19 protein-coding genes are annotated in these 24,595 nt (G+C 72.7%); 7 read left to right on the forward strand and 12 right to left on the reverse strand.

Going from position 1 to position 24,595, the window contains the following annotated elements:
* Positions 1-135 precede the first annotated feature (135 nt).
* A complete protein-coding gene (locus tag OJ997_RS06915) occupies positions 136-744 on the reverse strand; it encodes a hypothetical protein (protein ID WP_270024332.1) in 609 nt (202 codons plus the stop codon).
* Between the two features lie 949 nt (positions 745-1,693).
* On the opposite strand from OJ997_RS06915, the gene OJ997_RS06920 reads away from it, so the two are divergent.
* Positions 1,694-2,254: a hypothetical protein gene (locus tag OJ997_RS06920; RefSeq protein ID WP_270024333.1), complete on the forward strand. Its 561-nt coding sequence runs from the start codon at positions 1,694-1,696 to the stop codon at positions 2,252-2,254.
* Between the two features lie 59 nt (positions 2,255-2,313).
* Here OJ997_RS06920 and OJ997_RS06925 read toward each other — a convergent pair whose 3' ends face one another.
* A complete protein-coding gene (locus tag OJ997_RS06925; protein WP_270024334.1) occupies positions 2,314-3,747 on the reverse strand; it encodes an SMP-30/gluconolactonase/LRE family protein in 1,434 nt (477 codons plus the stop codon).
* Between the two features lie 108 nt (positions 3,748-3,855).
* On the opposite strand from OJ997_RS06925, the gene OJ997_RS06930 reads away from it, so the two are divergent.
* Positions 3,856-4,761, forward strand: coding sequence for an NAD(+)/NADH kinase (locus OJ997_RS06930; protein ID WP_270024335.1), 906 nt, complete (start codon positions 3,856-3,858; stop codon positions 4,759-4,761).
* Here the strand turns inward: OJ997_RS06930 and OJ997_RS06935 are convergent.
* From OJ997_RS06935 to OJ997_RS06945, 3 genes are read right to left on the reverse strand one after another with little or no spacing between them, the layout of a single operon-like run.
* Positions 4,754-5,251 (reverse strand): DUF892 family protein, encoded by a 498-nt coding sequence (locus OJ997_RS06935; RefSeq protein WP_270024336.1) that lies wholly within the window; start codon positions 5,249-5,251, stop codon positions 4,754-4,756. The two genes, OJ997_RS06930 and OJ997_RS06935, sit on opposite strands and share 8 nt — an antisense overlap.
* Positions 5,248-5,493 carry a hypothetical protein gene (locus OJ997_RS06940; RefSeq protein ID WP_270024337.1) on the reverse strand — a complete coding sequence of 82 codons (246 nt, stop codon included), beginning with the start codon at positions 5,491-5,493 and terminating at the stop codon, positions 5,248-5,250. The genes OJ997_RS06935 and OJ997_RS06940 overlap by 4 nt, the downstream gene beginning before the upstream one ends.
* On the reverse strand, positions 5,490-6,611 hold the full coding sequence (locus OJ997_RS06945; RefSeq protein ID WP_270024338.1) for an inorganic phosphate transporter: 1,122 nt from the start codon (positions 6,609-6,611) through the stop codon (positions 5,490-5,492). The genes OJ997_RS06940 and OJ997_RS06945 overlap by 4 nt, the downstream gene beginning before the upstream one ends.
* Positions 6,612-6,787: 176 nt before the next feature.
* On the opposite strand from OJ997_RS06945, the gene OJ997_RS06950 reads away from it, so the two are divergent.
* Complete coding sequence (locus tag OJ997_RS06950) at positions 6,788-10,030, forward strand: HtaA domain-containing protein (RefSeq protein ID WP_270024339.1); 3,243 nt, start codon at positions 6,788-6,790, stop codon at positions 10,028-10,030.
* Here the strand turns inward: OJ997_RS06950 and OJ997_RS06955 are convergent.
* From OJ997_RS06955 to OJ997_RS06980, 6 genes are all read right to left on the reverse strand, one after another.
* Positions 10,014-11,750, reverse strand: coding sequence for an APC family permease (locus tag OJ997_RS06955; protein WP_270024340.1), 1,737 nt, complete (start codon positions 11,748-11,750; stop codon positions 10,014-10,016). The genes OJ997_RS06950 and OJ997_RS06955 overlap by 17 nt on opposite strands.
* On the reverse strand, positions 11,747-12,124 hold the full coding sequence (locus tag OJ997_RS06960) for a 4'-phosphopantetheinyl transferase family protein (protein WP_270024341.1): 378 nt from the start codon (positions 12,122-12,124) through the stop codon (positions 11,747-11,749). Before OJ997_RS06960 ends, OJ997_RS06955 begins: the two co-directional genes overlap by 4 nt.
* Positions 12,121-15,927, reverse strand: a complete 3,807-nt coding sequence (locus OJ997_RS06965; RefSeq protein ID WP_270024342.1) for a Pls/PosA family non-ribosomal peptide synthetase — start codon at positions 15,925-15,927, stop codon at positions 12,121-12,123. Before OJ997_RS06965 ends, OJ997_RS06960 begins: the two co-directional genes overlap by 4 nt.
* A 75-nt stretch (positions 15,928-16,002) precedes the next feature.
* Entirely contained in the window at positions 16,003-16,875 is an 873-nt protein-coding gene (locus OJ997_RS37415) for a type IV toxin-antitoxin system AbiEi family antitoxin domain-containing protein (protein WP_270024343.1), read from the reverse strand.
* 116 nt (positions 16,876-16,991) lie between these two features.
* A complete protein-coding gene (locus OJ997_RS06975) occupies positions 16,992-18,788 on the reverse strand; it encodes a hypothetical protein (protein ID WP_270024344.1) in 1,797 nt (598 codons plus the stop codon).
* Between the two features lie 68 nt (positions 18,789-18,856).
* Positions 18,857-19,849, reverse strand: coding sequence for a hypothetical protein (locus tag OJ997_RS06980; RefSeq protein ID WP_270024345.1), 993 nt, complete (start codon positions 19,847-19,849; stop codon positions 18,857-18,859).
* A 27-nt stretch (positions 19,850-19,876) separates the two neighbouring features.
* Here OJ997_RS06980 and OJ997_RS06985 point away from each other — a divergent pair, with 27 nt between their 5' ends.
* Both OJ997_RS06985 and OJ997_RS06990 read left to right on the forward strand, forming a co-directional pair.
* Positions 19,877-21,154, forward strand: coding sequence for an MATE family efflux transporter (locus OJ997_RS06985; protein WP_270024346.1), 1,278 nt, complete (start codon positions 19,877-19,879; stop codon positions 21,152-21,154).
* A 3-nt stretch (positions 21,155-21,157) separates the two neighbouring features.
* The gene (locus OJ997_RS06990) at positions 21,158-21,925 is read left to right on the forward strand and encodes a hypothetical protein (RefSeq protein ID WP_270024347.1); all 768 of its coding nucleotides are present in this window, start codon (positions 21,158-21,160) and stop codon (positions 21,923-21,925) included.
* On the opposite strand, the gene OJ997_RS06995 is transcribed toward OJ997_RS06990, so the two are convergent.
* A complete protein-coding gene (locus tag OJ997_RS06995) occupies positions 21,918-22,517 on the reverse strand; it encodes a class I SAM-dependent methyltransferase (RefSeq protein ID WP_270024348.1) in 600 nt (199 codons plus the stop codon). The two genes, OJ997_RS06990 and OJ997_RS06995, sit on opposite strands and share 8 nt — an antisense overlap.
* A 26-nt stretch (positions 22,518-22,543) precedes the next feature.
* On the opposite strand from OJ997_RS06995, the gene OJ997_RS07000 reads away from it, so the two are divergent.
* Both OJ997_RS07000 and OJ997_RS07005 read left to right on the forward strand, forming a co-directional pair.
* On the forward strand, positions 22,544-23,491 hold the full coding sequence (locus tag OJ997_RS07000; protein WP_270024349.1) for an NAD-dependent epimerase/dehydratase family protein: 948 nt from the start codon (positions 22,544-22,546) through the stop codon (positions 23,489-23,491).
* Positions 23,488-24,561, forward strand: coding sequence for a DegT/DnrJ/EryC1/StrS family aminotransferase (locus tag OJ997_RS07005; RefSeq protein WP_270024350.1), 1,074 nt, complete (start codon positions 23,488-23,490; stop codon positions 24,559-24,561). Before OJ997_RS07000 ends, OJ997_RS07005 begins: the two co-directional genes overlap by 4 nt.
* Positions 24,562-24,595: the final 34 nt, after the last annotated feature.

A 24,595-nucleotide genomic window follows, 5' to 3' on the forward strand; every position in this document is an offset into this window, starting at 1 on the left:
CGGACCGCGCCGGCCGTGGACCCGTCGGTTCGACGCGGGGCGGTCGAATTCATCGAATGGATGACACCGCCGAAGAGCTAAGAGCCGCCAGCGCGGCTGCAGTGCAGAAGTAGTCGTGCTCTTGGACTCCCCGCGTTAGGCGGCGGCGTCACCGTCACGGTCGCCGGCGAGTCGGATCGCACGCTCGAGATATTCCGGTGAGTGCTCGAGCACGCTGGCCGGCACAGCATCAAGGATCGGTGATTCCGTCCACCACGATGGGATGCGCGCGCTGTGGTGTTCGTAGTGCAGGCAAGAGCCGCACCACTCCCAGCCGCCGCCGCGGTCGTTGTCGTAGCGACGGAAGTAGCGTCGTAACTCGGATCGGCGGCAGAGAGGGCATGCGGTGGGCACGCGCGCGTGCGAGCTCTCGATTGCGAAGGCGTCCCGCCACTCCGAGCGCGTGTCGTCGGGGACGTCGAGCCAGCGAAGGCGTTCGCCTTCTACTCGGAGACGGACGGACGCGAGCAACTCCGTGCAGGCGCGTCGAGCCTCGGGCTGGCCTACGGTGCCGGGGTAATCCTGCAGCAGAGCCACCGAGCGGTCCGCGAGCTGGTCGCCACGATGACGTGCGACAAGCCAGTCGTGTAGCTCACGCGCGTATCGCCTGGAGAGATCGGCGCCGCCGGCGAAGCGCCCGACTCGGACCTGAAAGTCATCGAAGAACTCCGCCTTGGCGGCGGCTACTGCCTCCGGCGATTTCATCGTCCGAGCAAACCACGACACGACCGCTTCTGGGCCACCTGGCTCGTCTGTGCCCCCCGTCGGCCGCCGCTTCACACCGTCTCCTCCTCCGCACGACCGCGTGGTTTCCCGCATACCGCTCCGTGGTTGCCGCGCTTGGCGAGCTGGCCCGCACGCGCGAACCTGTGTGCATGACCCACGCCTCCGCAGCTGGCTCGACCGATCCGAATCGGCGGCGCCCGAAGACGCGCCGCGTCCGCAACGCCGTAAGCCGTCCCGCAGACGCCGTGGCCGAGGTGTGCGAGGTTCGGTCATGACGTTCAACGCCGAGTGGCACCACACCCACCCGATGCCCCCGAAGGCCACCTTCGAGCAGCGCGTAACGTGGCACCGCGAGCACGCACGCGAGTGCGCTTGCCGCAAGCCTCCCCGCGACATCGCCGTCCTCCTCGAGCAGGTCGAGCTCACCGATCGACCGGAACGCGCGTCTGCGTAGGCGGCCTCGCCGGTTCCAACACCGTGACCCGTGCGCGTTGTAGTGCTTTTCGACGGTTCCGCTACTTCGTGGACTGCGACTCATGCCCACAGCGCGCTGCGATGAGAGTCCCCCGATCGCGGTCTCTCTCTATGCGTCCCACACGCCGCTCGACTCCGTGAGCGACCGTCGCGAACGGCGAACACACGACGCTTCTCCAGCACGACGACACTGCTCGCTCTGTCGTCGCCGCCTTCTTGACAGGCTTTAGGCAACTCGACGGCGAGTGCTCCGACGGTGCGTTCGAGGCCGGCTGGCGCCACCCGTTTCCGCGCGATGCGGTCGCACAACTCGACCGCCTGCTCGACGCGGAAGCGAAGTAGCGTTTTTGACGAGACCGCTCGACGGTTCCGCGTTTGCGGATCCAGTGAGCACCGGGCACACTGACCGTGTGGGGCACGCTGTATTCCGCCAGGCGAGCCCGTGAGGATGTCCGTGCGGCGTCTTCTGGCTCTCGCGGCGCTGGTGCTCCTGGCTGTGGCGGCTGTGGCCGGCGGTCGAGAGTTGAGCGAGGGGGCGCCGCGGGCCGAGTTCCGGCCGCGTGCGACAGGCTTTGGGCTTGCAGGGGTGGACCGCGTCACGGCGCTCGACCGTGCACGCCAGCAGCGCAGTTTCCAGGCCGTCGTCACGGAGGGCGACTGCTCGAGGTTCATAGGGTTTCGGTTCCGGGTGACTTCGAACGCGATCACCGCGTGGGCCGAGATGCGAGAGAAGATCCCGCCTCCTGGCGCTGCGTGCCCGGCCAAGGCATTCGAGCGCCGAACGACACTCACGCTGCCCGAGGCTGTCGGCGACCGCGCGTTGATCATCTACGCCGGCCCGTACGAGTTCAGGACCCTTGTCATCCCGCCGGCAGGACGCGAGGCCGTGCGGGCGCTGTTGTTGCCGATCCGTCGTGGGGATCGACGTCAGCCGCCGCCGCTGACCTACGGCTCCGCGGTGTGCGATGCGGTGGACCGCTACATCCGCGACGTGCCGCGACGTGACCGGTGCTGACCCGCCGACATCACTCGGCCGGAGCGCCTTGAAACCTCACCGGGAGTTGGCCAACGCGGTTAGACGGGGCAGCGGACTTCCTTATCGGAGACTCGCACCCCGTCGGGACGCAGCCACGCGCGTGCCCAACCGCGGCAGGTTCCGCGGTTGGATTCATCGGGGTTGTACCGGTAGTACGTGACGCGGCACGCGACCTCGCGGCGACTGCGGGCGGTGCAGTGGCCGAGCTCCGTGCCCCAACCGTCGCCACCGTCGCCTTCTCCGCCGACGACCTCTTCGCCGATCGCGCGCCGCGCGGTGCCCATCCGGAGGCGATCGCGAGTGACGAAGCGGCCGGAGGCCTGCACAACACCGCCGGGCGGCGTCGTGAGGATCAGCTGGACGTCGAAGACGCCTTTGGGCACGGGACTTGGCAGCCGGATCGTTCCGAGGCCGCCGGACGTCGTGCCGGTCGTCGTGTGCGATGTGCGCCCGCCGGCCTGGCGAACGGTCAACCGCCACTGCCCCGCGCCATTGGCGAGATAGCGGATCCGGCCTCGAGGGAACGACCGCCAGGTCGACGGCAGCAACACGATTCGGGCGCGCGCGCTCGACGGCGGGACAAGCGCCCGCACCGAGCACTCGTCGTCACGGAACACGAGTTCGCCGTCGCCACCGAGCCACGCGCTCGAGGGCCGGGCCAGGGGAAGCCGACGGTAGCCGTCTCCGTTGCCGTAGATGCCCGTGGCCCCGGTTGCTTGGAGCGACTCGCTCTGTCGCGACCCGTGAAAGCGCATTGTGTGAGTCAGCGCCACGCCGTCCTCGTCCGCGGAGATCAACGCGACGAGCTCGTCGCCGTGCGACGCGAGGGTCGTGCTCGGCCCGCTGTCCGGTGGGAGGTGCGCGAGCACGGTCCGGCGGCCGTTGCGCTCGACACGCACAATGCGGTCGCGCATGAACTCGACATAGGCGAACGCGCCACCGCCCAGGGGGGCGACGTCCGTGATCAGCGCGCGACCGGAAGGGCCCGGTACCACGACGCGTGCCTTGCCGTCGACGATGCGCCAGAGCGCCGAGCCGTTGTCTGCAACCAAACTGCCGTCGTCAAGGGCGATCACCCGCTCGAAGAAGTCCGCGGACCCGGGCAGATCGACGATCACGGACGTGGTCTGCGCGGCAAGGTCCACGCGCAGGATCCGACGCGACGAGCGGGCGACCGCGACAAACGACGAGGGCCCATCGGGAGCGATGTCCTGAACTGATTCAGGCAGCGCGGCGACGGGTGTGCGCACACCGTCGAGACCGACCCGCCACACGCGCGGCGGCGAATCATCGGCCACCAGCAGGCTGCCGTCGGGGTACACACCCACGGGATCACAGCCATGCTCGTCCGCCCCCAGCAGCGTGAACAGCCGACCTCCCGGGCCGCTCGCGCCAACGGCGCCGGGTGACGGGTCAGCGACCGTCAGTGCCGCGGCCAGTGCCAGAACAAAAGCCGACACCCGTGAGCGCACCGAACCACTGTTCCACTCGACGCCCAGAGCCGCAAGCCGGCCTCGCGCTCGACGGCAGTCGCCTCGCGCAGTCGCGACACGCCATGAGTCCGTCAAGATCGGGCAGACATGGGTGCTTCACAGCAGATGCGCATCGGGCTCGTGCTTCATCCGAGCCGGGACGACACCGCGGTGATGGAGACGTTGCTGAGCTGGGTCGGGTCCAGCGGCGGGCACGTGCTCGTGCGGGCCGCGGACGCCGAGCGGTGCCCGCCCGGCGTCGAGGCGGTCGACGACATGGTGTTCGCCGAGCAGGTCGAGGCGCTGATCAGCCTCGGTGGGGACGGGACGATGCTCGGGGCGCTGCGGCTCATGGCGCACCGGCCCGTGCCGGTGCTGGGCGTGAATCTTGGGCACCTGGGGTTCCTGGTGGAGATCCATCCCGACGAGCTGGGGACGGCGCTCGAGCGGCTGGGCACGGAGGACTTCTCCGTCGAGGAGCACAGCGCGCTGCTCGTCAATGGCGCCGGCGAGGAGCTCGTGGCGTTCAACGACGTCGCGCTCGTGCGGATCCCGGGGCAGGGCGTCGTGCAGGCGACGTTGTCGGTCGGCGGGCAGCGGATGGGGCGGTTCCGTTGCGACGGGCTCGTGGTCTCGACGCCGATCGGGTCGACGGCGTACGCGTACGCGGCGGGCGGGCCGGTGGTGTCGCCGAACCTGGACGCGCTGATCATCGCGCCGCTCGCGCCGATGGCGGGGATCGGCCGGCCGATGGTGGTCTCGGCCTCGGAGCCGGTCCGGCTCGACCTGCTGCCCGAGAGCGGGCGGCTGGCGATCGAGGTCGACGGCCTGAAGGTGTGCGAGATCGGCGCGGGCGACGCGCTCGACGTGACGCTGTCACCGGCCGCCGGCCAGGTGGTGCGGCTCGACAGCGATCGCTACCAGCGGCGCAACCAGGTCAAGCTCAGCCTGCTCGACCTGCCGTTCCTGCCCGAGGAGCTGCGCGAGCTGGCACCCGGCCCGCCGGCTAGCTGAGCGCGTCCGCCAGCGCGGGGATCTCGGCGATGATCGCGTCGAAGCGCTCCTGCTCCTGCGCGCCGAGCCGGGCGGCGAGCGCCTGCGTGGTCGTGTCGCCCGCGCTGCCGGCGATGCGGTCCAAAGCGCGGTAGTCGGCGATGTTCGCGGCGTGGGCCGCGGCCGCGTGGCGGGCACGCTGCAGCACGCGGTCGCCCGGGTCCGACGGGCGCAAGAGGTCGAGCGGCGTCAAGCGACGGGCGGTGGCCTGCGCGATCCCCGACTGCACCAGGTGCACGACGCCGGACACCAAGGAGCCGTTGCGGTAACCGAGCTCGCTCAACCGCCCCGCGAGCAGGCGGATGTGCGTCTGCGTCTCGGCGAGGTGCGCTTCGAGCTCGTCGCGGTAGCCACCGGGCGGCGCGGCGGAGAGCTGCGCGCGGATCTCGGGCACGAGCGCGCGCTCGCGCTCGTGGATGTCATGCAGGCGGCGGAGGACCCGCGGGGTCATTTTTGCGTGATCGCCCACAGCCCGAGTCCTAGCAACGCGAGGGTGCAGAGTGCGCCGAACAACGCCACCGCGCCGTAGCCGACGGCGGTGCCGGTGCGCGCTCCCGAGCGGACCTCCTGGGTGCGCTCCAACCCGAGCAGCAACAGGCCCCAGGTGACGACGAGGCCGACGCCGCCGGTCAGGCCGACCGCAACGACCTTGCCGAGATCGCCCCAGGCGACCAGCTCCGCGAACACGTTCACGCCGGCACCGCCTTCAGGTCGTTGAGGCTTGCGTCCGCCGAGTCCTCGCGGCGGGTCTTGAGGAACAGCGCGACCGAGCCCGCCAAGGCCAGGCCGCCGACGACGATCGGGCCGGCCGTGTCACCCAGCACGGAGACGATCCCGTACGCGCCCGCCGCGACCGCGCCAGCGCCGGGGATGGTCAGCAGCCAGGCGATGCCCATCCGCCCGGCGATGCCCCAGTTGACCTCGCTCTCACCGCGCCCGATGCCCGAGCCGACGACCGCGCCGCTCACCACCTGCGTGGTCGAGAGCGGGTAGCCGAAGTAGGAGGAGCCGAGGATCAGCGTCGCGCCCGACGCCTCGGCGGAGAAGCCCTGGGGCGGCGTGATGTCGCCCGTGACCTTCTTGCCGAGCGTGTCGATGATCCGCCAGCCGCCCATGAAGGTGCCCAGGGCGATCGCGGTCGCGCAGCTGACCTTCACCCACAGCGGGACGGTGAAGTTGTCGGCGCTCAGGTTCCCGTTGGCGACGAGCGCAAGCACGATGATGCCCATCGTCTTCTGCGCGTCGTTCGTGCCGTGCCCGAGCGACACGAGCGACGCCGAGCCGATCTGGCCGAGCCGGTAGCCGCGCGTGGCCATGCCCTCGCCCATCCGGCGCAGGAAGAAGTAGGCGACCTTCGTGCCGATGACGGCGACGCCGCCCGCGATCAACACGGCGAAGACGCCCGGGATGAGCACCTTCTCGAGGATGCCGGACCACTCGACGCCGCCCGATCCGACCGCGGCGAGCATCGCGCCGACCATGCCGCCGATCAGCGCATGGCTGGAGGAGGAGGGCAGGCCGAGGTACCAGGTGGTGAGGTTGAAGCCGATCGCGCCGAGCAGGCCGGCGAAGATGATCGGGAGGGCGATCTGCCCCTGGTCGACGATGCCGCTCGCGATCGTCGCGGCGACGCTGATCGACAGGAACGCGCCGATGAAGTTCAGGCTGGCCGCGAGGCCGAGCGCCTGCTTGGCCGGGAGCGCGCGCGTGGCGATCGTGGTGGCCATGGCGTTCGCGGTGTCGTGGAAGCCGTTGGTGAAGTCGAACGCCAACGCGGCTCCCACGACGACGAACAGGAGCACGTCGTTCATGCCCACGACGATCCCCCGTCCGGGCCGATCCAACCGGGGCGGTAACGGAACCTTCACGACCATGAGAACGCCGTGAGCGGGGAGCCACCGGACCGAGCGGTCCGCAAGTGTTAGGGCACCCTAACTCCGTTTGTTAGGGTCGGCGGCTCGACTACTGCTTGGAGCTGACCCTGACCATGTCTCTGACTCGCCGTGCCCGAAGGCTGCTGGTAGGCCTCGTCGCCGCCTTCGGGCTTCTCTGGACCTCGACCGCCCACGCCGATCCGGTCCCGATCACCGCCGGCGCCGGCCTCGACTGGGGCGTGAAGGAGTCCTGGCGCAACTACATCACCGCCGGCGGGACGACGTTGAGCGCCGGCGCCACCCGCAACGCCGACGGCACGTTCCACTTCCCGGTGACCGGCGGCAGCTACGACGCGGCCACGCGCGCGACGATCGTGCGCTTCGGCGGCAGCGTCGAGTTCCTCGGGCACTGCGAGGGCGCGCAGCCGTACGAGCGCCCGTGCGCGCTGGACATGACGGTCACCAACCCCTGGGTCGAGATCAACGAGGACCGCGCGATCGTCCACGCGCAGATGCGGAGCCGCCCGCGCGAGGGTGGTGAGATCACCGACTACCCGGACGTGCCGATCGCGGCGCTCGGCGTCGAGGACGCGACCCCGGTGATCGCCGGCGGCAAGACGACGTGGAGCAACCTCGCCTCGACGATGACGCTCGCGGGTAGCGACGTGTTCACGTATGCGGTCGGCACCGTGATCGATCCCGTCACGTTCGGCTACGACGGTCCGGGTGGCAAACCGCTCGGCGAGGTGTTCGCGGAGGCGGGCATCGCGACCTACGCCCGCGAGCCGATCGCCGACGGTGACCGCCCGCGCTGGACGGTCTCCGGCAAGACGGGCGGGCCGCTCGTCGGCATCCACCTGGGCATCATCTCGAGCGGGCTCTCGCTGATCGATCCGGTGACGTTCGCGGTCGTGCCCGGCAGCCGCTACACCGGCGCGTACGGCGCGTTCGGCTCCGTCGCGAGCGACCCGACGACCGGCACGGTGTTCAGCACCCAGTCCAGCGGCGGCATCCGCACGTTCACGTGGGACGGCAGCGCCTGGACGGCCACGGTCCTGGAGAACAGCACGCTCGCCGGCTCCAACGCCGGTGGTGCGACGTGGGACCCGCAGGGCAGGCGCTACCTGGTCTCGCGCACCGTCGGCAGCGACAACCAGCTGTGGCAGGTCGTGCAGGTTGCGGGGGTGTGGACGGCGTCGAAGGTCGGCTCCGTGCGCCAGACGACGACGCTGCCGGCGCCGCTGATCCAGAGCATGATCGCGGTTCCGAACGGCAACCCGGCCAGCACCGCGGTGATCCTTGTGACGTGGTTCGGGCAGATCCACCGGCTCACGTTCGCGCCGGACGGCATCGTCGCCGAGCCGCTCACGAACGCGCCCGGCGTGACCGGCAACAAGCTGCTCAAGACGGACAACGGCGCCTACGCGGTCCAGGACGGCCGTGCGACGTTCATCCCGGTTCCCGGCACGGCGACCAACAAGACGATGGGCACTGCGCTCGCGCCGGTGACGATCCCCGGTTCGGCCGGGCTGAACGCGCTCGACACCGGCTTCGTCGCGGTCGATCCGGCGCGGGACCGGCTGTACGTGCCGTCCCTGAACCTGACGCGGATCATGCGGATCGACGCGGGCCAGCTCAAGCACTCGTTCGCGGTCCCCGGCGCGACCCGCGTCAACTACTTCGCCGACTTCCTGGCGGGCGTGAACACCGCCGGCAACCTCGTGATCGAGTCCGACACCGAGTCAAAGGCGTTCTCGCTCGCCTACCAGAACGCCGCGCCGTCGTTCACGACCGCTCCGGCGGACACGACCGTGGACCTGAAGGGCGCGAGCGCCACGGCGACGCTCACCGTCGCCGCCACGGGCGACCCCGCGCCGACCGTCCGCTGGCAGACGCGCCTTCCCGGCCAGGCCACGTGGACGGACGTCGCCGGCGCCACCGCGAACACGCTGACCACGACCGTGACCACCGCCGACGGCGGCCGCCAGTACCGCGTGCTCGCCACGTCGAGCGCCGGAACCGTGGCCAGTCCGCGCGCGACGCTCACGCTGCACACCGCGCCCAGCGTCGCCGTCCAGCCCGATCCGCAGACGGTGGTGGCCGGATCGTCGGCGCAGTTCAAGGTGATGGACGCCGGCAGCCCGGACCCCGTCATCACCTGGCAGCAGCTGGTCGGCGGGTTCTGGCGTGACGTCGACGCGAGCTCCGGCGACTTCGAGGTCGATGGCGGCTTCCTGACCGTGCTCGAGACCCGCTCCGCGATGACCGGCACGCAGTTCCGGGCGCGGCTTTCCAGCCCGCTCGGCACCGTGTTCTCGCGGGCGGTGACGCTCACCGTCCAGACGCCGCTCACGGAGCCGGTGACGATCCGCGGCGGGAACCTCGACTGGGGCTTCGCGAACCGCTGGCGCTGCTACGTGGTCGGCTCGGTCGCGCACGGCGGGATCGAGCTCGGCGGCGGCGTCACGCGCCTCCCGGGCACGCTCGCGACCGGTTCGCTGTGCCCGACCAACGCGGGCTCGGAGGCGCTGCGCTTCCCGGTCACCGGCGGCGCGTACGACCCGCAGACCAAGAAGCTCTCGGTGAGCCTGGCCGGCACGGTGCGCTTCTGGGGGCACGTGACCGGCGGCACCCCAGTGCTCGACACGCGCTTCTCGAACCTGCGCCTGGAGGCCGACGGGCAGACCGCGACGCTCTACGGCGACGCGTCCGGCTCAACCATGACCGACTCGACGGTGAAGACGTGGTCGGGGGTGGCGCTGGTCAGCGTCGACCTCGCGGGCGCCGGGCCGACCGTGCAGGACGGCCGGATCGTCTGGACCGCGGCGCCGACGACGCTCACCGCGGCGGGCTCGAGCGTGTTCGGCGGCTACCCGACCGGTGAGCCGTTCGACCCGCTGACGCTGTCGGCGTCGGCGGAGCCCACGGCGCTTCCGGAGGAGGAGACGCCCACGCCGCCGGTGCAGATCTTGCAGACGATCCAGCACATCACGCAGGTGCTGCCGGCGCCGCTGCCCGCCCCGGCGGCCGCGCCGTCGATCACCGCGCGCACCGCGACGCAGGCGCTCGGCAAGAGCCGCGTGGCGACGCTCGCCACGCTGCGCTGCCCGGCCGGCGCGACCGCGTGCACGGTCAAGGCGCCCAAGCGCGTCAACGTGACGGTCGGCGGCAAGCGCTACGCGTTGACGGTCGTCGCCCCGGCCACGCTCAAGCCGGGCGCGACCGGGACGCTGCGCGTGCGCGTCCCGGTCGCGGCGGCCAAGCGCCTCGCCGGCCGGACCACCACCGTCACCGTCAAGCTCACCGTGGGCGCCGCGAGCAAGACGGTGAAGGTGAAGGTCAAGCGGGCGAAGTAACCAACACCCGTTCCGGGACCGGCGGCGCCTCCTCGCCCGCCGGTCCCGGGTCGACCCCTTCGACGGCCCGGTCGACCGCTTCCTCCGGCAGCCGCAGCGCGACCGCCAGGCGGTAGACGACGAGGCTCCAGGCGGCGGAGGCGACCAGCCCGCCGACGAGCCCGAGGGCGTTGTTCCCGCCGTCCGCGAGCACGTCGTTGAAGGGCCCGACGCCGCCGATGATCCCGCCCGCGCCGAAGCCGCCGAAGTACGAGATCACGAGCATGCCGAGCAGGTACGGGCCGATCCACAGCGCCGCCCGCCACTCGACCTTCGTCGCCGCCGGGTTGAGCTTGAACGCGTACGAAAAGGCGATCAGCGCGTAGCCGACGAGCATCGCCGCCATCAGCGTCGTGAGCGTCTGCCAGCCGGACCAGTACATGATCCAGGTGGCGCACACGAACGCGAGCGGGGCGAGCACACCGGCGGCCGGCAGCCGGTACACGCGCGGCAGGTCCGGCTTGCTCTTGCGCAGCGCGCCCAACGCCAGCGGCGCCGACGCGTACATCAGCACCGACGCGCTGGTGACGATGCCGACGAGCTTGCTCCAGCTCGGGAACGGCAGCAGGAAGAGCAGGCCGATCGCGGTCGAGAACAGCACGCCGAACACCGGGACGAGCGTGCGCCGGCTCGTACGCTCGAACTGCTCGGGGATCGACCCGTTGCGGGCCATCGCGTGGCTGATGCGCGACGAGGTCGTGAGGTAGATGAGGCCGCTGCCGAACGGCGACACGACCGCGTCCAGCCGCAGGATGAACGCGATCCACGCGAGCCCGGCGACGGACGCGATCGCGTAGAACGGGCCGGCGTTCAGCGCCACCACGGCGGGGTCGGTGGAGCCCGCGCCGAGGCCCGTCCAGGTGTGCTCGACGAGCAGCTTCGGGTCGAGCGAGCCGATGAACGCGAACTGCAGCAGCGTGTACAGCGCCGCGCCGATCAGGATCGAGGTGATCACCGCGCGCGGGAGGTCGCGGCCGGGGTTCTTGGCCTCACCGCCGAGTTGCGTCGCCTGCTCGAAGCCCAGCAGCGCGAACACGATCCCGCCCGTGGGCAGCGAGACGAGGATGGCGTGGATCGCGCCGCCATCGTGGACGAAGAAGCCGCCGCCCGCGGTGAAGTTGCCGGGGTGGAAGTGCGTCGCGAGCAGCACGACGACCGTGCCGACCGGGATCAGGACCTTCCACACGGTGATCGCGCTGTTGGCGCGCGAGAGCCAGCGGATGCCGATCAGGTTCAGGATCACGAAGCAGAGCATCAGGCCGGTCGCGACGAGCATCCCCTGGTGGGTCAGCGTGCCGCTCGCGTTGTAGAGGCCGTGGCCCCAGGAGGTAGTGGACATGTACTGGATGGCGGCGAGCACCTCGATCGGCGCGGTCGCCGCGGCCTGCAGGTAGGAGGCCCAGCCGAACGTCATCCCCGCGAAGTTGCCGAACGCGTAGTGGGGGAAGCGGCTCGTGCCGCCGCTGACGGGGAACAGCCCCGCCAGCTCGGCGTGCACGAGCGCGAGCAGGATCACGATCCCCGAGGCGAGGACCCAGCCGATCAGGGCGGACGGGCCGGCGACGGTCGCCGCGACGAGCGCGCCGAACAGCCAGCCGGAGCCGATGATCGAGCCGACCGAGGTCCAGAGCAGACCCCAGAAGCCGACGTGGCGCTTGAGCTGTGAGTCGGTGGTGATCATCGCCAGCACACCCATCCGGTGAAGCCGTCGGGGAGCGGGAGCGGTTCGGCGTGCCAGGCACCGGTGACGCCTTCGCTGAGCGCCCGCAACCGGCGCGGGTCGTAGTCGACCGCGTCGCCGAGTGCCTTGGCCAGCGCTTCCTTGGCCGACCACAGCGAGATGATCTCGGCGTCGGTCTCCGGGACGGTCTCGTCGGGTGTGACGATCGACGCCGCGAACCGCGCGTCGCATTCGACGACGCGCTCGATGTCGACGCCGACCGGGCCGTCGTGGAAGGCGACGAGCGCGTACGGCTCGCAGTAGGAGCGCGACTGGCCGCCCAGCGCGCGGGCACGTTCGCGGAGGTTCGCGCCCTCGATCAGCATGACGTTCATCGCGCCGTCACCGGGGTCCCGTGCCAGCGCGTGCCGGCGGGCAGCTCTTCGCCGCGGAGCACGACGCTGTGGGCTTCGATGGTGGTCGAGGCGCCCACCCGTGTGTCGGGCAGGACGACCGCGGTCGGGCCGAGCGTCGCGCCCTGCTCGAGATGCGTCGGGCCGATCCGCAGCAGGCGGTCGTGGAACAGGTGCGTCATCAGGCACGCGCCGCGGTTGACGGCCGCCCCGTCGTCGAGCGTGATCATGTCGTACTCCGTGACGGCGGTCGTCTCGCACCACACGCCACGCCCGACCTTCGCGCCCATCGCGCGCAGGTACAGCGACATCAGCGGCGTGCCGATCGCCAGGCGCAGGAGCTTCTCGTCGGCGAGCTGCTCCTGGGCGGCGTTCATCATCTCGTCGCGCCACACGAACGCGGACCACAGCGGGTGCTGGCTGCGCGTGTAGCGGCCGATCAGCAGCCACTTCAGCGCGACCGTGATCGCGGTGCAGACGACGCCGCCGGCGAGCAGGACGAACGGGGCGGCGAGCACCCCGACCAGCACGCCCGCGTGGACGACGACCCAGACCATCGCGGTCAGCTCCATGATCTCGACGAAGAGCGCGATCGCGTTCGGGCCGAGCAGGCGCAGCGTGTCCATCACGCCGCGCGCGATCCGCAGCCGCCGGGGCGGGTTGGTCGTGCGTGCGGCGTCGGCCGCGTCGGGATGGCGCGGCAGCTCGAGCGCGGGGACGCCGAGCCACGAGGTGCCGTTGTCCGGGCGCATCGGGGACAGCGTCATCACGCCCAGCAGGCTGTCGTCGCCGAGCCTGGTGTCGCCGCGCAGGATCGAGCCGGGGCCGAGGAACGTGCGGTCGCCGATCGCGATCGGCTCGACCGCCAGCCAGCCGTCACGCGAGCGGGTGGTGCAGAAGCCGATGTCGTCGGTGCCCTGGGCGAGCTCGCCGAACGAGACGAGCGGGTTGAGCCCGGTCGAGACGGAGAGCTCGGTGCCCTTGCCGATCTTGATGCCCATCAGCCGGTACCAGTTGCGCGTGAAGCGGGACGCGTAGAGCGGGAACAGCAGCGTGATCGAGCTCTTCTTGAGCTCCTCGCCGAACCACAGCGCCCAGCCGGTCGGGCCGTGCTCGCCGTGCCAGCCGGGCTTGACCAGGCGCCACACGAGGCGCAAGGTGAGCGCGACGATCAGCGCGGTCAGCGGCACCGCGATCACGGTGATGACGAGGACTTCGAGGATGAGCTCGTCGAGCGAGCTGGAGAGCGTCGGCAGCTCGGAGCCGAGCAGCGCGAGCAGGCCGAGCGCGGGCAGGAACGCGGCGAGGCTGAGCAGCAGCTCCAGGCCGAGGCTGAAGGCGAACGCGAGCGGCCACAGGCCCTTGTTGGTGGCGGGCGGCTGCGTCTTGGGCCAGTGGTCGCCCGCGTGGCCGACCTTCCTGGCGGGCGCGCCGCCCCAGCGCTCGTGCGCGGGGACATGCCCGTCGACGACGGTGCCGGGCTCGAGCTCCGCGCCCGTGCCGATGACGGCGCCGGGGTTGAGCATCGAGCGCGAGCCGATCCGCGCGCCGGGGCCGATCTCGATCGCGCCGACGACGAGCTCCTGCCCGTCGATCCACCAGCCGCGCAGGTCGACGTTGCCCTCGATGGTCGCGCCGGCGCCGACCGTCAGCAGCGAGCCGGCCGGCGGGACGGTGGCGAGGCGGGCGCCGTCGCCGACCTTCGCGCCGACCAGCCGCGCGTACTTCGCGGCCCACGGCGTGCCACCGAGGCGCTCGTAGCGGGTGACCTCGGCGAGGCGGTCGATGAACCACAGCCGCGCGGCGAGCCATGAAGCGCGCGGGTAGCGGCCGGGCTCGACGTCGCGCAGGAGCACGCGGGTGGCGACGAACTGGAGCGCGACGTGCGCGGGCGGGCTGGCCAGCAGCACCCAGGCGGCGAGCAGCGCCACCCAGTGCACGTGCGGCGTGCCGATGTCGACGAGGTTGCCGTACACGAGGGTGCCCAGCAGCCACGGCACGGCCTGGATCGCGAACAGCACGAAGACGCCGACGAGCTGCAGGGCCTGGAGGGTGCGCATGCCCTTCAGCGAAAGCTCGGGGATGTCGGTGATCTGTGGGCCCGCGATGGCTTCGAGATGCGTGGCGAAGGCGCTGAGCGTGCGGTGCTCGTACACGTCGGCGACGGCGACCGCGGGGTGCCCGACGCGCAGCACGCTGATCAGCTTCGCGGCGGCGAGCGAGGTGCCGCCGAGCGCGAAGAAGTCGCTGTCGGGGCCGATCGCGACCGGGCCGAGCTGCTCGCGCCAGTGGTCGGCGAGAGCGCGCTGGGCTTCGGTGAGCTCGCCGTCGGTGGTGTTGGTCTCCGGCGGTGGCCAGGGGAGCGCCTTGCGGTCGACCTTGCCGGAGGTGGCGAGCGGCATGTCGTCGAGGACGACGATCATCGGGACGAGGCTCGCGGGGAGGCGGTCGGCGACGTCGGCGCGCACGTGCTCGGCCGTGACCGCGCCGGTGACGTAGCCGACGAGGAGCTTGTTGCCGGCGGCGGACTCGCGCACGACGGTCGCGGCGGCGCGTACGCCCTCGGTCGCGTTGAGCGCGTCGTCGAGCTCGCCCAGCTCGATCCGGCGGCCGCCGATCTTGACCTGGTGGTCGCGGCGGCCGACGAACGCGAGGCCGTCGCGGGTGCGGCGGACGATGTCGCCGGTGCGGTACGCGCGGTCCCAGCCGAGCGCGGGGAGCGGGCGGTAGCGCTCGGCGTCGAGGTCGGCGCGGAGGTAGCGGCCGAGGCCGACGCCGCCGATCACGAGCTCACCCTCCTCGGCCGGCTGCTCGTGCTCGTCGACGATCGCGAGCTCCCAGCCGCGCAGCGGATCGCCGATCGTCACGGGCACGCCGGGCAGGAGGCGGATCGCGGTGGAGACGACGGTGGCCTCGGTCGGGCCGTACGTGTTCCACAGCTCGCGGGTGGGGGCGAGGCGCTGGACGAGCGGCTCCGGGCACGCCTCGCCGCCGAGGATGAGCAGGCGCACGGAGGCGAGCGCGGAGTCGTCCCAGATCGCGGCGAGCGTCGGCACGGTCGAGATGACCGTGACCTCGCGCTCGGCCAGCCACGGCCCGAGCTCCACGCCGCTGCGCACGAGGGCGCGCGGTGCCGGCACGAGCGCGGCGCCGTTGGCCCACGCGAGCCACATCTCCTCGCAGGACGCGTCGAACGCCACCGACAGCCCGGCGAGCACGCGGTCCTCGGGGTGCACGCGCCACAGCTCGGCCTCGCCGTCGATGAACGCGACCGCGGCGCGGTGGCTGACCGCGACGCCCTTCGGCGCGCCGGTCGAGCCGGAGGTGAAGATGATCCACGCGTCGTCGTCGGCGTGGGGCCGGCCGACGCCGCCTTCGGGCTCGCCGCGCCAGGCCAGCTCGAGGTCGTCACCGATCGCGACGCAGGCGTTCGCGTCCGTGAAGATCTGCTCCGCGCGGGCGTCCGGGTCGTCGCGGTCCACCGGCACGTAGGCGGCGCCCGCCATGAGCGCGCCGAGGATGGCGACGTACAGGTCGGCCGTGCCGCTGGCGACGCGCACGCCGACGCGGTCGCCGGGGCCGACGCCACCGTGGCGCAGGCGGCCGGCGAGCTCACGGACGCGCTCGGCGAGGGCCGCGTAGGTCAGCTGCGTGGTCGGCGTGTCGAGCGCGAGCCGCCCGCCGTGGGCCGCGACCGTCGCCTCGAACACGTCGATGAGCGTCGCCCGCGGGGCGGGCGGGCCCACCGCGGCGGGGTCGAGATCGGGGATGTCGGTTGTGCTCATTCGGAGGCTCCTGGGGCGTCTGATTCGGCGCTTTGGAGCCTCCCAGCGGGCAGGCGGCGGCTCGACAGTACGGGACTACGGCAATCCTCTCCGGTCGCTACTTAGGGCACAGCCGATACGGGTTGCGACGTCCTCGGGCTCGGGGACGCGGATGAGCTCGTAGCCGGCGTTGCGGAACAGCTCGTCGCGCTCGGCGTCGCTGCGGCGGCTCGGCGGGCGCGTGTGCGGCGGGCCGTCGAGCTCGACGATGAGCTTGAGGTGCGGCCAGTGGAAGTCGACTTCTTCGCCGAGGAACGTGGTGTTGACGATCGGGCGCGGCAGGCCTTGGGCGTCGAGGAGGGCGAGGGCGTGGATCTCGCCGCGGGAACGAGTGCCGGCTGAGCCCGCCTCGTACAGGGCGATGGCCTCGTCGAGGAGGGCGACGTGGCGTCGTCCGTTGGCTCTTTGTCTGGCGTCCTGGGTGGCGAGGAGCGAGTAGGCGCCGTTGTAGGCCGCCTGGTGGATGACCGCGGTGATCTCGTGCGGGACGCGGACGACGTCGGTGAGGTCGACGAGGAGGCGGGCGACGGAGGTGACGGGGATGTCGTCCCGGTCGGTGCGGTCGCGCCAGTGGATCGTCGCGCGGCGGTATCGGGTGCCCGGCGACGACTGGCGCTTGCGTGGGACAACGACATCGATGAAGGAGGCGCGCCACTTGATGAGCCCGTGGAGCTCAGCCGCGGCCCAGTGGCTGAGCAGAGCGCCCGGGCCGGCAGCGAGGACCGCCGCGAGCAGCTCGCCTTGGCGGCTCAGCGGTCCGAGCGAGTAGACGCCGCGTGCCCGCCGGCGAAGAGCGCCGCGGTCCACGCGCTTCTTGACCGCGCTGTCCGAGAGCCCGGCCGCGTGGAGCTGCGCGAGGGTCACCAGCCCGTGCTGGCGCGCCGCGAAGGCCGAGATGGCGAGGTCCACGGAGGGTGCGGTCGGAAACTGTCCTGAGGGGAAAGTTTGCGACCGCACCCCCGGAGTTTCCGGGTGATCGGTGTGACGGGTCTAGACGCGTTCGTGCCGAATGTGTGCCGAGATCATCACGCGGTCGTCACGCGCTGGACGACCGTGCCTCCGGCGGTCACGCGGACGTCGACGCGCCGGGCGGGCCGGTCGAGACGCACGCGGAGGGTGCGCGTCGTTGAAGTGAGGCGCGCGGTGCGGCGCGCGAGGGTGCGCGGGCGCGCGCCGACGGAGCGCACGACGACCTGGACGCGTCGGCTCGAAGCGTCGCGCAGGCGCAGGGTGAGTTGACGACCGCGAAGGGTGGCGCGGACCGCGAGGGGCGCGGGCGTGGTGGTGGGCTGCGCCGTCGTGGCGGCGAGCCGCGAGGGGGCGGGGGAGGACGTCGCCTCGGGCTCCGGGACGCGCGTGGCCGTGGTCGGCGTGGCCGGGGTCGCGGTTGCGGTCGGCGTGGCTGTGGCCGTCGGCGTCGTGGTCGGCGTGGCCGTGGCCGTCGGGGTCGCCGGTGCGGTCGGCGTGGCCGTCGGCGTCGTGGTCGGCGTGGCCGTGGGCGTCGTGGTTGGCGTGGCCGTTGGCGTCGGGACCGGCCCGTTGGGCGTGGTCCAGGTCGAGACGAAGATGCGGTGCTGGTAGGTCGGGGCCTGCGTGCCGGTGGGCCAGGCGGCGACGGCGCTGTTGGGACCCGAGGCCGCGACCCGCGGCGGGTAGCTGATGAGCTCGGTCGCGAGGGCGGTCGCCGAGCCGGTGAACGTCCCACCCGCCGGGCGCACGGCCGCGAACACCTGCAGCGAGCCGCTGCAGCGGGTCGGCGAGACGTTCCAGATCACGTAGAGGGTGCCGTTCGCGTCGTAGTCCGCGCTGCCGTGGCAGAAGGTGTAGTCGACGATCTTCTCGGGCGTTCCGACGCCGGTGGCGCTGACCGGCACCGCCCAGCTGCCGTCGCCGCCTTCGCTCCACCAGCCCGGCATGACGACCGTGGCGTTGCCGTCGGCGTCGATCGCGGCGGTGCCGCCGTCGCCGATGTCCGGCAGCCGGACGGGCGGGAGGAACTCGCGCGCGCCCGCGGGCTTGTAGGCCGCCATGTGGCGGTAGCCGCTCTCGACGCCCGGCGACTCGGTCCAGGACAGGATCGTGTCGCCGGCCCGGTTCGTCTTGAGGTCCCCGCCGCCCGGGACGCCGCTGAGCGGGGCCCCGCCCGGCCGGGTGTTGGAGACGATGACGCTCGAGCTGAACTCGCCGCCGGGCGGGCGGATCGCCGCGTACAGGCCGACGTAGTCGTGCCAGCGGGCGACGATCGTGCCGTCGTCGGCGATCGTGTAGGAGCCGCCGCTGATCGGTCGCTCGCCGGCCGCGGACGGGATCGTGCGCACCGGACCGAACGCGCCGCCGCGTGGCGCGTCCGCGTAGAAGTTGTGGTCGCAGTCCGAGCCGAACACCGTGACGTTGCCGGCGGCGTCGAGGAGCACCGCGAGCCCGTTCAGCGTGCACTCGCCGAACGTGAGCCGGAACGGCCGGCGCGGGCCGTCGGCGGGCATGATCACCCCGACGAGGCTGAACACGAGCCGGGTGCCGTCGTCCACCGCCTCCGACCACATGATCGCCGCGTCACCGGCCTCGTTGAGCGAGGCGACCGGGTCCCACGGGCCGGTGGTCAGCAGCTCGACCGGGTCCCAGGTGCCGTCGGCGTGGCGGCGCTGGAACTCGACCAGGCGCGTCTCGTCACCGACCTTGCGCGCCCACGTCACGAGCGCGTCGCTGGCGTCGTTGCCGTAGACGTCCTGCGCGCCCTGGCCGATCCGGCCGCTGTCGGACACGGCGACCGGCGCCGTCCAGTCAGCGGCGGCGGGCGCCGCGGCGACCAGCATCACCAGCATGAGAAGCAATACCGCCGACCGCACCGGGAACCTCCATCGTTCGTCGTCGCGGGAGGCTGGTACCCCGTTCAGCCGTCGATCACGCTCAGCGCGTACAGGTTCCTCGGGTGCGTGCCGACCCGCGCGCCGGTCGCGACGTCCAGCACCGCTGGCTGCGCGTAGACCCGGCCTGCCGCCACCGCCGTCGCGTCCCCGGCGGCGCGCCACAGCACGCGGCCGGTCGTGCTGCGCGCCGTGATCTTTCCGCGTCCGCCGGCGATGATCGTGCGCCCGGAGACGAAGACGTCCGTGCTCCGTGAGTCGCGCGCGAGCAGCCGCCACGTCCGCGTGTCGTACATGCGCAGCCCGCGGGTGCCGCCGATCGCGAGCGTGGTGCCGGTGAATGCGGCGGTCGACGCCACCCCGTCGAAGCGCCGGGTCCGCACGCGCAGCGTCGCCGGGTCGAGCGTCGCGATCCGGCCCTTCCCCACGATGAACGCGCGGCGGTCGCTGCCGGCGAGCGCCACGTCGCGCGTCATGCCCGGGACCCGGATGAACGTCCGGCGGACGCGCCCCGCCGCCGACACCACGGCGACCTCGATCCCGCGCCCGCGCCGGACCTCGTTGACGAGCACGCCGCGGCCCGCGACGACCTCGCCGTCCGGGGTCCCGAACGAGAACCCGATCTGGCGACGGCTGAGGATCTCGCCACTGTCGGGGTCGACGACCACGAGCGCGCCGCTCTGCAACATCGCGGCGACCATGCCCGGGAACACGACCGCCTCGGCGGCGATGCCCGTGCGGACCTGGCGCTCGATCCGCATCGCCCCGGCGTCCACGATCCAGAGCCCGACGCGACCCCGGCCAGGCGTCGGCGGGTCGGGCAGGCCGGAGGAGGACAGGCCGATCGCGAACCGTCGCCCGTCCGGCGCCAGCGCCGGTCTCGCGTGCGGTTCCTCGACCGCGATCGTCGGCCCCACCGGCTGCAGGGTGTCGCGCTCGAACCGGCCCAGGGTGTGCTCGACGACGCCGAGCGGTTGCGGAGCGAGCACGGCCGACACGAGCGCAAGCGTGAGGCGCACGGCCGAAAACTACTGTGTGGATGGTCAATGCTCAACCTCGCTCGCAGCGCGGCGCCGATCTACCTGGCGGTCGTGGCCACGACCATCGGCGCGACCGTCGACGCCGCCGTGCTCGGGCACTACGACACGACCGCGCTCGCGCGGTTCACCGCGGTGATGGCCGTGTTCATCCCGGCGGTGACCGTCGTCACGGGCGCGCAGCGCGGTGTCGTGCCGTCGCTCGCGCAAGCGGTGGACGACCCGCAGCGGCTGCGCGCGAACCTGCGGGCCTCGATGTGGCTGGCGCTCGCGGTCGGCGCGCTCGGCGCCGCGGCGGTGCTCGGCACGCGCGGTGTCGGACGGCTCGTCGGGGCCGCGGAGGAGGTGGCGCAGGTCCCGGTCACGCTGCTGGTCCTGCTCGCCGCGAGCGTCGTGCTGACCGCCGTGCAGGCGACGGGCTCGGCGGTCGCGATCGCGCTCGACCGGGCAGGCCTCGTGTTCCGGGCCGGCGTGACCGCGACCGCCGTCGGCGTCGCCGGGACGCTGCTGCTCGTGCCCGCGCTCGGCCTCGTCGGCACGGGCTGGGCGATGCTCGCCTCGACCGCCACGTACGCCGTCCTCGTGCACGCGACGGTCGCGCGCTCCGCAGGCCTCGGCGCCGCGGCCGTGCGGATCGGGCGCCCGCCCGTCGCGGCGATCGTCGCGCTGGCGCGGGTCGGGATCCCGCTCGCGGCGACGGTGCTCGTGAAGTTCGCGGTCCTCGGGGTGGTGGCGCTCGCGGTGACGCGCCAGGGCGTGGACGCGGCCGCCGCGCACACCGTCGCGCTCTCGCTGGCGAACCTCGCCTTCGCGGCCGCGGTGGCGATCGGGCAGGCGGTGATCCCACGCGTTGCGCGAGCGGAGGACCGCGCAGGCCGGCGCGCGCCCGTGGTCGACGGCGTCAAGCTCGCGCTGGTGACGCTCGTGGTCGTCGGCGCGCTCGTGGCCGTGCTCCACGCTCCGATCGTCGGCGTCTTCACGAGCGATCCCGCCGTGGCGCGCGCCGTGACGAACCTGCTGCCGATCGTCGCCGTGGTGGTGCTCGCCGACGCGGTGCAGGCCGTCGTCGGGTTCGGGCTGGTCGGGCTGCGACGGGCATCCGCGAGCCTGTTGGGCTTCGCCGCGTGTTACGGGGTCCTGGCCGTGCTCGCGGTCCCGGTCGCGGACGCGGGGGGACTGGAGGCGCTGTGGATCGCCCTCGCGGTCGCGAACGGGTTGCTCGTGGTCATCCAGTCGACCTTCTTCACGCGCTTGAGTTCGAACGCGCCACCGCGAATTATCTTGTGACTCATGGCACGCACATGGAAGTTGCTCGGGGGCGCCGCCGTCGCGGTGCTCGTGGCCACGGTCGTCCCGGCCGGCGCGCAGGCCTGCTCGCTCGCGGTCGTCAACGCACAGGTCGTCGCTCCCGCCGAGTCGGCGTCGATCGTCCAGACCGGGGAGGCACTGCCGATCCGCGTCAAGTTCGGCGACAGCGGGACGTACGCGCCGGCCCAGGTCGGCATCGCGCGGATGAACACGTCGACGCTGCCGCCGCTCGGCGCCTCCCTGCCGGCTGAGGTCGGGACCGTCGTGGAGACGGTGCCGCTGACGTTCGACCCGGCGACGGGGACCTGGGGCGCGGACGCCAACGGCAACGACTGGGCGCTGACGCCCGGCGAGTACGTGTGGCAGGCGTCCGCCACCCTGACCGTCCCCGCGCCGCCGCCCCCGGTCGAGGGACAGCCGGTGTCCAGCTGCGGCGGGCCCTTCACGCTGAGCCTGGACGGTCGGTGGGTGCATCGCTTCACCGTGCTCGGGGCGAGCGCCGTGACCACGAAGGCCGGCAAGGCCCGCGCGGGGCGCGCGAAGGTCAGCGGGCAGATCGCCAAGACGTTCCCCGGCAAGGTCCGGCTGACGGTCGCGTGCCCGGGCAAGCGCGAGCGCACGACGTTCGTGCCGACCGCCGACGGGCGCTGGAGTCGCACGGTGCTCGCCAAGCGCGGCTGCACGGTCAAGGCCGCGGTCGCCGCCCGCACGGGGTGGGCCGCGTCGGAGGCCTCGGCGCGCGTCACCTGATCACGGCGAGCAGCCACGGGCGGCTGCGCTGCACCGTCACGAGCTGGCCGTGCGGCGCGAGCTGGGCCATGAAGGCGCGGCTCGACCAGTGATGGATGTGGCCGGGCGTGTTGCCGCGCTCGGCCAGGTACGCGCCGCGGGCGACGTTGAGCGCCCGCCACAGCGGCTCGTCGGGCACCGTCACGACGACGCCGCGGCGGGCGACGCGGGTGGCCTCGGCCAGCGCCTGCGCCGGGTCGGTCACGAGCTGGAGCATCTCGATCAGCGTCACGACGTCGAAGCTGCCGTCGGCGAACGGCAGCGCGTGCGCGTCGCCCGTGATCAGCTCGACCCGAGCGTCACGGGTCGCCCACGCGGCGCGGAGCTTCGGCACGTCGCGGTCGAGGCCCACCACACGCGCCCCGGGCGGGAGTCGTGCGGCCAGGTGCTCCGTCACGACGCCTTCACCGCAGCCCACGTCGAGCAGATCGGCCGGCGCGAGCTCGTCGACGAGCCCGTCGAGCTCCGCGAGAAACCGCGCGACCAGGCGCCGGGTCAGCGGGTTGCGCGAGTCGTACTTGTTGTAGACGTTGCCGGGATAGGGCTCGGGCACGCGCGGATGATGGCAACATGCGGGACTTGGGACGGGTCTTGCTCATTGGCGGTGCCGGCTTCATCGGTGCTCACCTCGCCTCCGAGCTGTCCGGACGTGGGGAGGACGTCGTCGTGCTCGACGACGACCGGACGTGGAGCACGGATGCCGACGGCGCGGCCGCCAGGGCGCGCGAGTGGCGCAGGCGGATGCTGCTCGGCGACGTGGAGCTCCGGCACGGGGCCGCCGAGCACGCGGCGGCAGTCCTGGCCGCGGTCGAGCCGGAGGTCGTGGTGCACCTGGCCAACCTCCCGCTGGTCGGCGTGGCGAGCCGCGATCCCGCGCTGGCACGCGCCGCGATCGTGGGGACCACCGCCGCCGTCCTCGCGGGCGTGGAGCGGCACGCGCCCGATGCGCGGCTGACCTACGTGTCCTCGAGCATGGTCTACGGGGACTTCGCCGGCGACCCACAGCCCGAGACCGCCCCGCTGGTGCCGCGCGAGCCGTACGGCGCCGGCAAGCTGGAGGCCGAGCGGCTCGTCCGCGCTTCCCGCACCCGCTGGACGATCGTGCGCCCGTCGGCCGTGTACGGGCCGGGTGACGGCCACGGCCGCTTCGCCACGCGCCTCGTCGACGCGGCGGTCCACGGCCGCCCGCTGCGGCTGACCGCCGACCCGGACACGCGACTGGACTTCACCGCCGTCACCGACGTGGCCCGAGGGCTCGCCGACGCGGCGCTCTCGCCGGCCGCCGAGCACGGCACGTTCAACCTCGCGGCGGGCCGCGCACGGTCGCTCCGTGACGCGATCGACGCCGTTCGCGCGCTGGGCGGCGACGTCGAGGTCGAGCTGGCGGCCGCGCCCGGCCCGCACCCGCGCCGGGGCACGCTGGACATCACGCGTGCCCGCGAGACGTTCGGCTTCGCGCCGCGCTTCGCCTTGGAGGACGGCCTGGCCGCGCACCTGGACGTCGCCCGCTCGCTCGCGCCGGCATGAGCGAGCCGCTGCCCTTCTTCGCCGCGCAGCGGACGTGGGCCGAGCACGGCCAGCGCTACGCCGCGTTGATGGCCGAGGCGCTGGCCACCGGGCAGGCGTTGCAGGGGCCGGCGGTCGCCGCGTTCGAGGCGGCACTCGCGGAGCGCTGCGGGCGGCGGCACGCGGTCGCGGTCGGGTCGGGCACGGATGCGCTGTTCTTCGCGCTCGTGGCTGCAGGCGTCGGGCCGGGGGACGAGGTGCTCGTGCCCGCGATCTCGTTCATCGCGACCGCGTCCTGCGTGCTGCGCGCGGGCGCGATGCCGGTCTTCGTCGATGTCGACCCGTGGCTGCGGCTGGACCTCGACGCCGCGCGCGCAGCACGCACGCCGGCGACGAAGGCGCTGATCGCGGTCGACCTGTACGGGCAGACCGTGGACCCCGACGCGTTCACCGCCTTCGCGACCGAGCACGGAACCGTGCTGATCGAGGACGCGGCGCAGGCACTCGGCGCGCAGTCCGCCGGCTCGATCGGCCGGCTGTCGTGCTGCTCGTTCGACCCGACGAAGACGATCGCGGCGCCCGGCAGCGGTGGCGCCGTCCTGTGCGACGACGACGAGGCCGCAACGCGGCTCCGGCGCTTGCGCTGGCACGGGCGCGACGAGGACGGGCGCTTCGCGACGCTCGGGTACAACTCGCAGCTGCCGAGCGCCTCGGCGGCCGTGCTGCACGACAAGCTCGCCTACGACGTCACCTGGACCGCCCGCCGCCGCGCGATCGCCGCCGCCTACGACGAGGCGCTCGCGCACACGGAGCACCGCCCGGTCGGCGTCGCACCGGGCCGCGACCACGTCTTCCACAAGTACGTCTTGCGCACCCCGGACCGCGCCGCGCTCGCCGACACGCTGGCCGCCGCGGGGATCCCCACGCGCATCCACTACGACCGTCCGCTGTACCGCGAGCCCGTGTTCGGAGGCGGTGCGCACGACTGCCCCGCTGCCGAGGCGGCGTGCCGCGAGGTGCTCTCGCTGCCGATCCACGCGTACCTCAGCGACGCCGAGGTCGAGCACGTGACCGCCGCGCTCCGAAAGTAGACGCTCGCACATGCATACGCGCACCTGAGCTATT

Origin of the sequence: Solirubrobacter phytolaccae (genome assembly GCF_027587195.1) — a bacterium.
GTDB lineage: Bacteria > Actinomycetota > Thermoleophilia > Solirubrobacterales > Solirubrobacteraceae > Solirubrobacter > Solirubrobacter phytolaccae.

What these genes read in the sequence shown, in the direction of transcription:
- OJ997_RS06950 (WP_270024339.1), top strand. Translation starts at nt 6,788, where the DNA reads ATGTCTCTGACTCGCCGTGCCCGAAGGCTGCTGGTAGGCCTCGTCGCC.
- OJ997_RS07005 (WP_270024350.1), top strand. Translation starts at nt 23,488, where the DNA reads ATGAGCGAGCCGCTGCCCTTCTTCGCCGCGCAGCGGACGTGGGCCGAG.
- OJ997_RS06975 (WP_270024344.1), bottom strand. Translation starts at nt 18,788, where the DNA reads ATGCTGGTGATGCTGGTCGCCGCGGCGCCCGCCGCCGCTGACTGGACG.
- OJ997_RS06930 (WP_270024335.1), top strand. Translation starts at nt 3,856, where the DNA reads ATGGGTGCTTCACAGCAGATGCGCATCGGGCTCGTGCTTCATCCGAGC.
- OJ997_RS06960 (WP_270024341.1), bottom strand. Translation starts at nt 12,124, where the DNA reads ATGAACGTCATGCTGATCGAGGGCGCGAACCTCCGCGAACGTGCCCGC.
- OJ997_RS06915 (WP_270024332.1), bottom strand. Translation starts at nt 744, where the DNA reads ATGAAATCGCCGGAGGCAGTAGCCGCCGCCAAGGCGGAGTTCTTCGAT.
- OJ997_RS06990 (WP_270024347.1), top strand. Translation starts at nt 21,158, where the DNA reads ATGGCACGCACATGGAAGTTGCTCGGGGGCGCCGCCGTCGCGGTGCTC.
- OJ997_RS06985 (WP_270024346.1), top strand. Translation starts at nt 19,877, where the DNA reads ATGCTCAACCTCGCTCGCAGCGCGGCGCCGATCTACCTGGCGGTCGTG.
- OJ997_RS06935 (WP_270024336.1), bottom strand. Translation starts at nt 5,251, where the DNA reads ATGACCCCGCGGGTCCTCCGCCGCCTGCATGACATCCACGAGCGCGAG.
- OJ997_RS06955 (WP_270024340.1), bottom strand. Translation starts at nt 11,750, where the DNA reads ATGATCACCACCGACTCACAGCTCAAGCGCCACGTCGGCTTCTGGGGT.
- OJ997_RS06945 (WP_270024338.1), bottom strand. Translation starts at nt 6,611, where the DNA reads ATGAACGACGTGCTCCTGTTCGTCGTCGTGGGAGCCGCGTTGGCGTTC.
- OJ997_RS06965 (WP_270024342.1), bottom strand. Translation starts at nt 15,927, where the DNA reads ATGAGCACAACCGACATCCCCGATCTCGACCCCGCCGCGGTGGGCCCG.